We start from the raw sequence: 12,250 nt of genomic DNA on the forward strand, positions 1-12,250 counted from the left end.
GCGGCGACGGAAGAGGTGACGGGTGACGGAGCGGCCGGGTCGGCGGGTCGACCCCGACGTCGACCTGCGGGTACCCCGCGACCGGCGGGAGCTGGCCCGGCACCCGGCGGCGGTGGTCGGCGCGGTCGCCGTCGGCGGGGTGCTCGGTGCGTTGTCCCGCGCCGGCCTCCAGACGGCCTTTCCGCACGGTCCCGGCACATTCGCCTGGGCGACCTTCTGCATCAACCTCACCGGCTGCCTGCTCATCGGCGTGCTGATGGCGGTGCTACGGGCGGCCGGCGGCGGGCCGCCGCTGGCCCGGCCGTTCCTCGGCGTCGGCGTGCTCGGCGGTTACACCACCTTCTCCACGTACGTGGTCGACGTGCAGCAGGCGCTGGTCGCGGGCGCACCGGGCGTCGCCCTCGCGAACTTGGTGGGCACCGTCGTGGGCGCGCTGCTCGCCGTCCGGACCGGCGACACGCTCGCCGGGCTGCTGCTCCGGCGGAGCGGCCGGTGAGCGCGCTGCTCGTGGCGCTCGGCGCGGCCCTCGGCGCCCCGCTGCGTTACCTCACCGACCGGGCCGTGCAGGCCCGGTTCGGCTCGGCCTTCCCGTGGGGCACGCTGACGGTCAACGTGGTGGGCTCGCTGATGCTCGGCGTCGTGGTGGGGCTGCCGGTCACACCCGCGGTCAGTGCGCTGGTCGGCACCGGCTTCTGCGGGGCGCTCACCACCTGGTCCACCCTGAGCTACGAGACGTTGCAGTTGGCCCGGTCCGGCGGGCGGCTGCGGGCCCTGGCCAACACGCTGGGCAGCGTCGCCGCCGGCCTGGCCGCGGCCACCCTCGGCTACGCACTCGCCCACACCCTCGCCGGCTGACCCCCTCGTCGATCATGAGGTCGGCGGCGTGTCCGATTTCCGAGCCCGCCGTCAACCTCATGATCGCCGAGGTCAGGGCGCGGGTTCGCGCAGGGCGGCCACCGGCCCGACGACGAAGAGGGCCGGCGGACGGAGACCGGCCCGGGCGGCGACGGCACCGATCTCGTCGAGGCGCCCGGGCACGGTCCGCTGGTCGGCGTGACCGGCGTCCTGCACCGCCAGCACCGGGGTGTCCGGCGTCCGGCCGTGCTCGATCAGGGTGGCCGCGATCTTGCCGATCGTCTCCACCGCCATGAGCAGCACCAGGGTGCCCCGCGCGCGGGCCAGCGCGGTCCAGTCGACCAGCGACAGCGGGTGCCCGGGCGGCAGGTGCCCGGAGACCACGGTGAACTCGTGCGCGACCCCCCGGTGGGTCACCGGCACCCCGGCCAGCGCCGGACCGGCAAGGGCACTGCTCACCCCGGGTACCACCGTGACCGGCACCCCGGCCGACACACAGGCCTGGACCTCCTCGTGGCCGCGACCGAAGACGTACGGGTCGCCGCCCTTGAGCCGGACCACCCGACGCCCGGCACGGGCGTGCTTGACCAGCGTGGCGTTGATGTCGTCCTGCTCCATCCCCGGTCCGCGGGGCACCTTGGCTGCGTCGACGACCAGCACGTCGGGGCGCAGCCCGGCGAGCAGCCCGCGCGGGGCGAGGCGGTCGACGACCACCACGTCCGCCGCGTCCAGCAGCGCCCGCCCCCGTACGATGATCAGATCGTCCGGCCCGGGACCGCCGCCGACCAGGGCGACCCCGCCGCGACCGGCGCCGTGGTCGTGGTCGTGGTGCGCGTGCACGTGCTGGGCGTGGTCGTGCGGGCCGTGGTGATGGTGGTGGCCGCCGACAGGGTCGTCAGGATGGTCGTGCGGGGTCTGCGGCCGGCCCACCTTGTCGGCGAAGCCGGGCATCAGCACCCGGTACGCGCAGGTGTCACAGTTCATCCGGATGTCACCGCGCAGCGCCTCGGCGTACCGCTCCAGCACCAGGTCGGCGAGCGGGTCGCAGTCGCCGATCAGGTCGGCCACCCGCACATCCAGGTCCGGATGCGCGGCGGCGTACGTGGCCGACTGGGCCACGATCCGGTCGGGCAGCGCACCGGCGAACAGGAAGTACGGCGCCACCACGATCCGCCGGGCGCCGAGCCGGCGCACGCGGTCCAGCACCGCCGGCACCGACGGCTCGGCGAGGGAGATGAAGCCCGGCTCGACCCCGACGTAGCCACGCCCCTCCCAGAGCAGCCGGGCAACCTTCGCCACCTCGGCGTTGGCGTCCGGATCGGTGGAGCCCCGGCCGATGAGCGCGACCCAGGTGCCGGCCCGATCAGCGCTGGCGAGGGCCTCGTCGACGCGCTGCTCCAGCACCTCGTGCAGCGCCGGGTGCGGGCCGAGCGGGCGGCCGTAGGAGTAGGCCAGACCGGGGTGGCGGTCCTGCTCGCGGGCCATCGCAGCGGGGATGTCGCCCTTGCCGTGTCCGGCGGCGGTGAGCACCAGGGGCAGCGCGACCAGCTTCCGGTGCCCCCGCCGGACCAGCGCGCCGACCGCGTCGGTGAGTGGCGGACGAGACAGCTCGATGAAGCCACCCTCGACCTCGATCCCGGGGGCCCGCCGCCGGACCCGCTCGACGAGCGCGGTGAACTGGTCGACCCCGGCCGTGCTGCGGGTGCCGTGCCCGACGATGACCAGTGCCGTCATGGCTGCTCCGAGGTGTAGAGCAGCGCGTTGACGGCGGCGGCGGCGACCGCCGAGCCGCCCTTCTCGCTGCGGTTGGACACGGCCGGCAGGCCGCTGACCCGCAGCGCCGCCTTGGCCTCGGCGGCGCCGACGAAGCCGACCGGAAGGCCGACGACCAGCGCCGGCCCGGCGTCCAGGTCGATGAGCTCGGTCAGCGCGGTGGGGGCACAACCGACCGCCCACACGGCGCCCCGGCCGACCCGGTCGTACGCGACACGGACCGCCGCCGCCGACCGGGTGATCCCGGCCGAGCGGGCCAGTTCGGCGACCGCCGGCTCGGCGACCGGGCAGACCGCGGCCCGGCCGGTGATGCCGGCGGCGACCATCGCCACGTCGGTCACCAGCGGCGCGCCGCCGCGCAGGGCGGCGAGCCCGGCGGCCAGCGCCGCCTCGTCGCAGACCAGATCGGTGACGTAGTCGAGGTCCGCGCTGGCGTGCACCACCCGCTCGGTCACCGCGCGGCTCAACGGCGGCAGCTGGCTGAGATCCACCCGCTCCCGCAGGATCTGGTACGACAGTTGCTCGATCGGGTGCACGACGCGACTCACCGGTCCTGTCCCGCGTCCCGGCCGCCGCTCGGGCTGGCAGACGTGCAGGGGGTGGAACTCATCGGACTCCTTCGAAGGGCTCGGGCCCGGCGACGCGGATCGCGTCCACCGGACAGATCTCCAGGCATTCCAGGCAGCCGGTGCAGCGGTCGGGGCTTACCTCGAGGCCGCCGGGGACCGGCCGGATCGCGTGCACCGGGCAGGTCAGCAGGCAGGCGCCGCAGCCCTGGCAGGGGCCGACGGTCACGAACGCCACCGGTACCCCCGGGGAGTGACCATCCGGCCGGCGACGACGCGGGTGTCGCTGTTACCGACCACCACGACGCCGTACATGTCGACCACTGTCACGTCGAGGTCGGCGAGGGTGGCCAGCTGCACCCACTCGCCGGGCCGGCTGGCGTTGCGGACGACGCCGACCGGGGTTGACGGTGGACGGTGCCGGCCGAGGATCTTCAGCGCCGCACCGAGCTGCCAGTCCCGGGCCCGGCTGCGCGGGTTGTAGAGCAGCACCACGAAGTCGCCCTCGGCGGCCGCGGTGAGCCGGCGCTCGATGACCTCCCACGGGGTGTGCAGGTCGGAGAGGCTCAGGTAGGCGTGATCGTGACCGAGTGGGGCGCCGAGCAGCGCGCCGGCGGCGAGGCCGGCCGTCACCCCCGGTACGCCGACCACGTCGATCCGCTCGTCGGCGTACTCGAGGGCGGGGCTGGCCATCGCGTACACCCCGGCGTCACCCGAGCCGAGCAGCGCCACCGCCCGGCCGGCGGCGGCTTCGGACACCGCGGCCCGAGCGCGGGCCTGCTCCGCGCCGAGACCGCTGGCCAGCACGCGGGTGCCGGGTCGCAGCACGTCGCGCACCTGGTCGAGGTACTGGTCCAGGCCCACCACGACGGCGGCCCGGCGCAGCTCGGCGACAGCCCGCGGGGTACGCAGGTCGGGTGCGCCCGGGCCGAGCCCGACGAGGGCGAGCCGGCCGCGTGGGGCGTGCCGGGCCACGGCGACGGTGGCCATGGCGGAGGCGGTCTTCGGCACCAGCAGGTCCGCGTCGGCGGGCCGGCCGGTGGTACCGAGCAGCGCGGCGGCCTCCGCGACGCTCGGTGTGCCGACCGCCGCGCGGACCACCTCGCTCGGGTGCGGCACGTCGACCGCCGCGAGCTGCGCCGCCGGCCGGGTCACCAGGGGTACGCCCAGCGTCTGCGCGGTCGCCACGATGCCCGCCTCGTCGGCCTTCACGTCGGCGCTGGCCAGGCAGCGCAGGCTGGCCGGGCTGAGCCCGGCGTCGGCGAGCACCCGGCGCAGCAGGTCGGCCACCTCGGCGGCCGGCGCGCCCCGGCTGGCGCCGACCCCGGCCACCAGCGACGGCGGCCGCAGCACGGCGGTACGCCCGTCGAGCGGCACCACCCGATCGGTGACCAGCAACCGGTACGCGGCTCCCTCGGCGCCGCGACCGCCGTCGGCGGCGGCGGAGGCGTCGGCGTCGGCGTGGTCGTCGGGGTCGGGGCGCACGTTCTCCGGCAGGGCGGGCAGCGGCCAGGCGGCGTCGGCGATCAGCCGAACCGGTTCGCCGTCCAGGATGGCGCGGGCGACCACGGCGACCGCGCCCTCGACCGGCCAGCCGAGCGTGTCCAGCCCCGGCAGCCCCACCGCGTCCTTGGCGGTGGTGACGACCGGCTCGGCGTCGAGCAGCGCCGCGACCCGCACGGCCAGCGCGTTGCCGCCGGCGTGCCCACCGAGCAGCGCGACGGCGTGCCGCGCCGCTTCGTCGACCACCACCACGGCCGGGTCGGCGCGCTTGTCGCCGAGCAGCGGGGCGAGGATGCGCACCACCGCGCCGGTGGCCAGGAACGCCACCACCGCGTCGCACTCGGCCCAGGCGGTACGCAGCGCGTCCGCGACGCTCGCCCCGGGCACGAGGTGGGCCTGCGGCCACGCGCGGGCGAGGACGTCGGCGTGCCGGCGGCCCGCCGCGGTGGCCGCGACCAACCCGATGCGTTCGGGCGTGGACGTGTCGGTGCTCGGGTCGGTCACTGGCGCTCCCCGGTGAGGACGACCACCGGGTTGGTGGCCGCGAGGCGGATCGAGCCGCCGGGCAGGTCGGCCAGGCGGGCGGCGGAGATTTGGACGCCGTCGACGGCGTACCCGGCGGTGCGCAGCAGGGTGACGGCCGGTCCGACCCGGTCGACGGCGGCGAGGGTGGCCACGATGCGGGCGGGGCGACGTTCCGCCACGGCGGCAAGCACGCCCGGCCCGCCGCCGCCGACGAAGACGGCATCCGGCTCCGGCAGGCCGGCCAGCGCCGCCGGGGCGGCCCCGATGACCACCCGCACGTCGACCCGGTGTGCCTGGGCGTTGCTCCGGATCGACGCGGCGGCGTCCGGCTCCCGCTCCACGGCGACGACCGCGGCGCCGAGCAGGCCGCACTCGATGCCGACCGAGCCGCTGCCGGCGCCGATGTCCCAGACGAGGCGGCCCAGCCGGGGACGCAGCCGGGCGACCGCCAGGGCGCGCACCTCGGACTTGGTGATCATCGAGGCGCGGTGCGCGTACGCGGACTCGGGCAACGCCCAGCCGCCCGCCGGGGCCGCGGCCGGCTGGTTGTCCCGCCGCATACCCGCCCCGCCGCCCGCCGTGGTGGCGTCCGGGCCGGTCGGGTCGTCGTGGGCTGGTTCGGCGAGGCAGAGCAGCACGTGCGGATCGGACCAGGTTTGCGCGGCGGCGTCGGCGGGCGTGGTCTCGACCACCCGTTCGGCGTCGCTGCCCAGGTGCTCGGCCACCACCAGCCGGCGGGACCACCCGAGCAGACCGGCGCCGATCTCGGCGGCCCCGGCGTCGGGCGCGGTGAGCACCGCCACCGCCGGCAGCGCGCGGCAGGCGTTCAGCGCCGGACGCAGGTCCCGGCCGTGCGCGCTGACCACGGCGGTGTCGTCCCAGGACCGGCCGGCCCGGGCGAACGCGGCGGCGACGCTGGAGACCGCCGGCAGCACCCGTGGCGTCAGGCCGGCGGCACGCAACCGGCGGACGATGCCGAAGAGGCCGGGGTCACCGCTGGCGAGGACGACGACGGCAACGCCGTCGGTGACCGCGCAGGCGATCCGCTCCAGCGCGGGCGCGAGCGGGCCCAGGGTGACGGTTGCGCAGCAGGCCGGCACCGGCACGGCCGCGAGGTGCCGGGCCGCGCCGACCACCAGGCCCGCCTCGTTCAGCGCCTCGGCCAGCCCCGGACGCGGCGAGCCGTCGGCCGCGTCGATGCCGACGACGGTCAACGCCGCCGGTGCCGCGGGCTCCGCCGGCAGGGACGCGTTCCTCACGCGGCCCACCGCCGCGCGCGACCAACCACCGGGCGGCCACCGCACCGGGCGGGACGGCAGCGCGCCACCGCCACCGCGGCGAGCGAGACGGCCGCGCCGCGCGAGACGGCCGCGCACCGCGAGACGGCCGCGCCGTGCGAGAGCGCGACGCCCCGCGAACGCTCGGCGTGTCGTGCCGACGCCACAACCATGCCGACGAGCCTGATGCCTCTCAGGCATATATATGCCTGAGAGGCATCAATCTCGTGAGCCACCTGCCACCGTCCGGGCTCACGCAGGGTCACTGTCTCGGGCCCCGGAGTGAAGCTAAGCCTCACCCGTCCCACCGCCCGGACGACGCGACCAGTGCCGAACCCGCGAAGTCCACCATGGCCACGTCGACGTCGACGACGTCCCCGGCGAATCGGCGCAGCACCTGACGGACCCGATGACAGAGCAGGTCCCCGGCCGGGCGCAGCAGCCCGGCGGTCTCCCACAGCTCGTACGCGTGGCGTCCGGTGTTCGCCTCGGTCACCGCGGCGACCAGTTCGGACGTGCCCCCGGCCTCGGCGGTGACCGCACCGAGCAGCGAGAGGTCCACCTTGGAACGGGTGTAGTGGGTCATCAGCACCCCGGCGGCGAGCTTCGCCAGCTTGCCGGCCATGCCTACGAAGACCACCCGGGTCAGGCCGTCGGCGACGGCGGCCCTCACGGCGGCGCCGGTGAAGTCGCCGACCTCGACGAAGCAGACCTCCGGCAGGTCGGGCAGCAGGGTCCGGGCGCCCCGCTCGGTGCGCCCCCCGGTGCAGAGCACCACGGTTCGCTCCCCCTGGGCGGCCATCACGTGCACCGCCTGCACCACACTGGCCCGCCAGGAGGCGGTGGAGAACGGCCGGACGATGCCCGTCGTACCGAGGATCGAGATGCCACCGAGGATGCCCAGCCGCCGGTTGGTTGTCTTACGGGCCATGATCTCGCCGCGCGGGACACTGATCACCACCCGTACGCCCACTGTGCTCAGGTCGACGACCTCGCCCACCGCCGCGGTGATCATGCGGCGCGGAGTCTCGTTGATCGCCGGCCCGCCGACCGGCAGGCCCAGCCCGGGTTTGGTGACGACGCCGACGCCGGTCCCACCGGCCAACCGCAGTCCCGGTTCGCTCTGCCAGTGCACCGTCGCGGTCAGCTCCGCGCCGTGGGTCACGTCCGGGTCGTCGCCGGCGTCCTTCACCACCACGGCCTCGACGCGGGCGGGCGGACCGGCGCTGAGTTCGCAGCGGGCGACCGGGAAGCTGACCCGGCGGCCGGCCGGCAGCCCGATCTCCACCTCCCGATGCGGCACCCCGCTGACCAGCGTGGCCGCCGCCGCCTTCGCCGCGGCGGCGGCGCACGCCCCGGTCGTCCAGCCGGTGCGCAGCGCGGTGGGCCGGACCTTGGCGGTACGCGGCAGGTCCGGCTCGCGCAGCGGCGGCTCGGCGTAAGTCACGCCGGCTCCCCGGCGGTGCCGCGGGCGCGGCGCAGCTCGGCGCGGGCGGCCGGTTCGGCGCGACGGAACGTGTGGAAGTGCCCGGGGTGATAGAGATGCGAACGGGTGCCGGCGGCGCCCAACGCCGGACCGACCAGGAAGAGCGTGTGCTTCCACAGCCGGTGCTCCTTAACCGTGGCGGCGAGGGTGCCGACGGTGCTGCGCACCACCAACTCGTCCGGCCAGGTCGCCTGGTACGCGACCACGGCCGGGGTGTCGGGCCGGTAGCCGCCGGCGAGCAGCTCGGCCTGCACCTGCCCAGACCGGGCGGCCGAGAGGAACAGCGCCATGGTGGTGCCGTGCCGGGCGAAGTCGCGTACCCGCTCGCGCGGCGGCATCGGGGTCTTGCCACCCTCCAACCGGGTGAGGATGACCGACTGAGCGACCTCGGGGATGGTGAGTTCCCGCCCGACGATCGCCGCGACGGCGGTGAACGACGACACCCCCGGCACCACCTGCACGGCCAGGCCGAGCGCCCGGCACAGGTCGAGTTGTTCCTGCATGGCGCCCCAGAGCGCCGGGTCGCCGGAGTGGATCCGGGCCACGGTCAGCCCTTCGGCGGCAGCCCGCCGGTAGAGCGGCAGCACACCCTCGATGGGCAGCTGCGACGAGTCGACGATCTCCGCGTCGGGGCGGGCGTGTTCGAGCACGTCGGCGTGCACCAGGCTGGCCGCCCAGATCACGATGTCGGCCATGCCTATCGCCCGGGCGGCGCGCAGCGTCAGCAGGTCCGCGGCGCCGGGGCCGGCGCCGACGAACCACACGGAGCCGGTCTTCACAGTTTTCCTCCCCGGCGGTCCCGGCGGGCCGGGACCAGCAGCGTCGACAGGTAGGGCAGCTCGTCGTGCGGCCCGGCGACCGGGCCGATCCGCTCACCGGGCAGGCCGAGGGCCTCACCGAGCACCGCGTCGGCCAGCCGGTCGTGCCGGCCCAACGCGGCCGCGAGTTCCGCGTGCCGGCGCCAGCCCTTGTAGGCGACCACGGTGCCCGGGCCGGCCAGGGCCGCCTCGAAGGCCGCCACCCCGGCGGTGGCGGGCAGCAGGGTCAACGGTTCCCGGCCCTCGCACAACGGCACACCCGCGCGTGCCGCGAGGTCCTGCATCGCGGTGACGCCGGGCACCGTGCGTACCTCGACGGCGGGCCGCCGCTCCCGAACGCTCTGGGCGAGATACCCGAAGGTGGAGTAGACGTTCGGGTCGCCGATGGTGGCGAAGGCGACCGTGCGGGCGCCGGCGTCCATCGCGGCCAGCACCGTGGCGGCGGCCTCGTCCCAGGCGCGTTCGCGGCGGGTGGTCACCCCACCCCGGTCGTCGAGGGCGAACGGCAGCCGGCGAAGGCGGGCCGGATCGGCGTACACGCGGGCGGTGGTCTCGGCCCGGCCCGGCGGCGCGGCAGCGTCGGCGGCCAGCCGGTCCACCACGGGTACGAACACCACGTCGGCTTCGCGCAGCACCCGCACCGCCTTGACGGTCAGCAGTTCGGGGTCGCCCGGTCCCACGCCGACCCCGGTCAGCGTGGCACTGTCCGGGGCGCTCACCGGGCCGCCGCCTCGACGAGCCGCCGGGCGGCCTCCGGGTGACCCGCCCAGTGGGTGTGCAGGTAGGACGCGTGCACCCGGTCGTCGACGAAGCCGTGCGCGCCGCCGTCCCAGCGCCACGCCGGGTGCTCGCCGTGACCGGGGTCGGTGACGGTGCGATGGAACTCGTGGCCGTTCACCGGCGCGCCGGTGCGGGCGAGCGGGGAGTCGGCGGCGGCGACCGCCGCGCGGTAGCCGAGGGTGAGCCGGCCGGTCATCCGCGCGGTGAGGTCGAGCCGCCCGCACATCGGCACCCCGTCCAGGGCCCGGCCGAGGTACAGCAGGCCGGCGCACTCGGCGACCACCGGGCCGGTGAAGTCGGCGAGCTCGGCGCGGAGCGACGTGTTCGCGGCGAGTTGCTCCGCGTACGCCTCCGGGAAGCCGCCGCCGATCACCACCGCGCGGGTGCCGGCGGGCAGCGCCGGGTCGTGCAGCGGGTCGACGACGGTGACGTGCCCGCCGGCGGCGGCGAGCAGCTCGGTGGTCTCCGCGTACGAGAAGGTGAAGGCGGGCCCACCGGCCACCGCGACGACCGGGTGCACACCGGTCGGGCCGCCGACGGCCGCCGCCGGGTCCCAGGTGGGTGCGGTCAGCGGTGGCGCGGTGCGCGCCAGTTCCAGCACCGCGTCGAGGTCCACGGTGGACTCGACGAGTTCGGCCAGCGCGTCGACGACGGCGACGGACTCCGGCGCACGCTCGGCGACCGGCACCAGCCCGAGATGCCGCGACGGGGCGGCGACCTCGGCGGCTCGGCCGACCGCCCCGAGCACCGGCACGTCCACCTCGGCGAGCGCGTCCCGCAGCAGCCGCTCGTGCCGGGGCGAGCCGACCCGGTTGAGGATCACCCCGCCGATGCGCACCGCGGGGTCGAAGGCGGCCATGCCCAGCGCCAGCGCGGCGGCCGAACGTCCCTGGGCGGTGGTGTCCAGCACCAGCAGCACCGGCGCGTCGATCAGCCGGGCGACGTGCGCGGTGGAGGCGTAGCCACGTCGGCCGACCACGCCGTCGTGCAGTCCCATCACGCCCTCCACCACGGCGATGTCGGCCGGTGTCGGCGTGCTCGCCCCGTGCCGCAGCAGCGGCGCGATCAGCTCCTCGCCGACCAGCCAGGGGTCGAGGTTGCGGCCGGGCCGGCCGGCGGCGAGCGCGTGGTATCCGGGGTCGATGTAGTCCGGGCCGACCTTGTGCGGGCTCACCGTCAGCCCTCGGCGGCGCAGCGCGGCGAGCAGCCCGGTGGCCACCGTGGTCTTGCCGTGCCCGCTGGCGGGCGCGGCGACCACCACCCGGGGCAGCGCCCACGGCGTCGCGGGTCGCCCCGTCGGTACGCCCGAGCCGTCCGGGGTCGCGGCGGCCGGGGCGGGCCTCACCACTCGATGCCCTTCTGGCCCTTCTGGCCGGCGTCCATCGGATGCTTGACCTTGGTCAGCTCCGCGACCAGATCGGCCGCCTCGACGAGCCGCGGGTCGGCGTCCCGACCAGTGATCACCACGTGCTGGAAGCCGGGTCGGTCGGCGAGCGTGCCGACCACCTCGTCGACGTCCACCCAGCCCCACTTCATCGGGTAGGTGAACTCGTCGAGCACGTAGAACCCGTACCGCTGCGCGGCGAGGTCACGCTGGATCTGCCGCCAGCCCTCCAGCGCGTCGGCGGCGTGGTCGGCCTGGTCGCCGCGCTGGATCCACGACCAGCCCTCGCCCATCTTGTGCCAGGTCACCGGGGCGCCCTGCCCGGTACGCTCGTGCACCTCGCCGAGCGCGCGGAGGGCGTTCTCCTCCCCCACCCGCCACTTGGCGCTCTTGACGAACTGGAACACCCCGATCGGCATTCCGGCGGTCCACGCGCGCAGGGCCATGCCGAACGCGGCGGTCGACTTGCCCTTCATCTGTCCGGTGTGGACGACGAGCAGCGGGCGGTTGCGGCGCTGCCGGGTGGTGAGCCCGTCGGCGGGCACGTTGGTGGGCTTTCCCTGCGGCATCAGGCGGCACTCCTTGGGCGAATGGTGGGCGAGCTGCCGGCGTGCCCCGGCGCCGGGATGCCCAGCACGGCCGGGCGGGCGGTGGCGAGGCCGACGAGCGGGTCGGTGGCCACCCGATCGAGGGGGTGGCGGTCGGCGCCCAGCTGGGTGGCGAGGCGGTGGGCGAGGCCGAGACGCACGGGGCCGGACTCGCAGTCCACGACGACGCAGGGGGCGCCGGTGGCCGCGAGCACGGCCGCCGCGCGGGCGGCCCGATCGAGGGGACGCTCACCGCTGGTGGCCCGCCCGTCGGTGAGCACCAGCACCAGGGGGCGGCGACGCGGGTCGCGCAGCCGCTCCACCCGCAGCAGCTCGGCGGCGGCGAGCAGCCCCTCGGCCAGCGGTGTGCGCCCGCCGGTGGGCAGGTCTGCCAGCCGTGCCGAGGCGGCGAGCACCGACGACGTGGCGGGCAGCAGGGTCTGCGCTCCGGTGCCGCGGAACGCGACCACGGCGACCTTGTCGCGTCGCTGGTAGGCGTCGGTCAGCAGCGCGAGCACGGCCCCCTTGACGGCGGACATCCGCTGCCGGGCCCCCATCGACCCGCTGGCGTCGACCACGAAGAGCACCAGGTTGCCCTCGCGCCCCTCGCGGACCACTGGTGCACGAGCAGCTGCACCTCGCCGCAGGAACGCCGCTGCGCCTGCGACAGCAGGAGATCCGCCTGCACGGGGTGGC

At 76.2% G+C, this 12,250-nt stretch carries 13 protein-coding genes; 2 read left to right on the forward strand and 11 right to left on the reverse strand.

Going from position 1 to position 12,250, the window contains the following annotated elements:
• The first annotated feature begins 22 nt into the window (after positions 1 to 22).
• Together ABZS42_RS30050 and crcB are read left to right on the forward strand one after the other, a co-directional pair.
• Positions 23 to 496 (forward strand): CrcB family protein, encoded by a 474-nt coding sequence (locus ABZS42_RS30050; protein WP_355151018.1) that lies wholly within the window; start codon positions 23 to 25, stop codon positions 494 to 496.
• The gene (gene crcB / locus ABZS42_RS30055; protein WP_355151020.1) at positions 493 to 855 is read left to right on the forward strand and encodes a fluoride efflux transporter CrcB; all 363 of its coding nucleotides are present in this window, start codon (positions 493 to 495) and stop codon (positions 853 to 855) included. Before ABZS42_RS30050 ends, crcB begins: the two co-directional genes overlap by 4 nt.
• Before the next feature lie 72 nt (positions 856 to 927).
• On the opposite strand, the gene cobA is transcribed toward crcB, so the two are convergent.
• The 11 genes from cobA to ABZS42_RS30110 all read right to left on the reverse strand — a co-directional run.
• On the reverse strand, positions 928 to 2,589 hold the full coding sequence (gene cobA / locus ABZS42_RS30060; RefSeq protein WP_355151022.1) for a uroporphyrinogen-III C-methyltransferase: 1,662 nt from the start codon (positions 2,587 to 2,589) through the stop codon (positions 928 to 930).
• On the reverse strand, positions 2,586 to 3,176 hold the full coding sequence (locus ABZS42_RS30065) for a precorrin-8X methylmutase (protein WP_355151024.1): 591 nt from the start codon (positions 3,174 to 3,176) through the stop codon (positions 2,586 to 2,588). Before ABZS42_RS30065 ends, cobA begins: the two co-directional genes overlap by 4 nt.
• 58 nt (positions 3,177 to 3,234) lie before the next feature.
• Positions 3,235 to 3,432, reverse strand: coding sequence for a 4Fe-4S binding protein (locus ABZS42_RS30070; protein ID WP_355151026.1), 198 nt, complete (start codon positions 3,430 to 3,432; stop codon positions 3,235 to 3,237).
• Entirely contained in the window at positions 3,420 to 5,201 is a 1,782-nt protein-coding gene (gene cobJ / locus ABZS42_RS30075; protein ID WP_355151028.1) for a precorrin-3B C(17)-methyltransferase, read from the reverse strand. The genes ABZS42_RS30070 and cobJ overlap by 13 nt, the downstream gene beginning before the upstream one ends.
• The gene (cbiE, locus tag ABZS42_RS30080) at positions 5,198 to 6,481 is read right to left on the reverse strand and encodes a precorrin-6y C5,15-methyltransferase (decarboxylating) subunit CbiE (protein WP_355151030.1); all 1,284 of its coding nucleotides are present in this window, start codon (positions 6,479 to 6,481) and stop codon (positions 5,198 to 5,200) included. The genes cobJ and cbiE overlap by 4 nt, the downstream gene beginning before the upstream one ends.
• 313 nt (positions 6,482 to 6,794) lie before the next feature.
• A complete protein-coding gene (locus ABZS42_RS30085; protein WP_355151032.1) occupies positions 6,795 to 7,946 on the reverse strand; it encodes a cobalt-precorrin-5B (C(1))-methyltransferase in 1,152 nt (383 codons plus the stop codon).
• The gene (gene cobM / locus ABZS42_RS30090; RefSeq protein WP_355151034.1) at positions 7,943 to 8,764 is read right to left on the reverse strand and encodes a precorrin-4 C(11)-methyltransferase; all 822 of its coding nucleotides are present in this window, start codon (positions 8,762 to 8,764) and stop codon (positions 7,943 to 7,945) included. The genes ABZS42_RS30085 and cobM overlap by 4 nt, the downstream gene beginning before the upstream one ends.
• Positions 8,761 to 9,522: a precorrin-2 C(20)-methyltransferase gene (gene cobI / locus ABZS42_RS30095; protein ID WP_355151036.1), complete on the reverse strand. Its 762-nt coding sequence runs from the start codon at positions 9,520 to 9,522 to the stop codon at positions 8,761 to 8,763. The genes cobM and cobI overlap by 4 nt, the downstream gene beginning before the upstream one ends.
• On the reverse strand, positions 9,519 to 10,853 hold the full coding sequence (locus ABZS42_RS30100; RefSeq protein WP_355151044.1) for a cobyrinate a,c-diamide synthase: 1,335 nt from the start codon (positions 10,851 to 10,853) through the stop codon (positions 9,519 to 9,521). Before ABZS42_RS30100 ends, cobI begins: the two co-directional genes overlap by 4 nt.
• 71 nt (positions 10,854 to 10,924) lie before the next feature.
• Positions 10,925 to 11,536: a cob(I)yrinic acid a,c-diamide adenosyltransferase gene (gene cobO / locus ABZS42_RS30105; RefSeq protein ID WP_355151038.1), complete on the reverse strand. Its 612-nt coding sequence runs from the start codon at positions 11,534 to 11,536 to the stop codon at positions 10,925 to 10,927.
• Positions 11,536 to 12,250, reverse strand: a 715-nt coding sequence (locus ABZS42_RS30110; protein ID WP_355151040.1) for a VWA domain-containing protein, incomplete at its 5' end; no start/stop codon positions are given. The genes cobO and ABZS42_RS30110, both read right to left, overlap by 1 nt.

Origin of the sequence: Micromonospora sp. NPDC005367 (assembly GCF_040606825.1) — a bacterium.
Lineage (GTDB): Bacteria > Actinomycetota > Actinomycetes > Mycobacteriales > Micromonosporaceae > Micromonospora.

Bases quoted from the DNA above. Each gene is read 5' to 3' on its own strand.
- cobA (WP_355151022.1), bottom strand. From the start codon at position 2,589: ATGACGGCACTGGTCATCGTCGGGCACGGCACCCGCAGCACGGCCGGG.
- cobO (WP_355151038.1), bottom strand. From the start codon at position 11,536: ATGCCGCAGGGAAAGCCCACCAACGTGCCCGCCGACGGGCTCACCACC.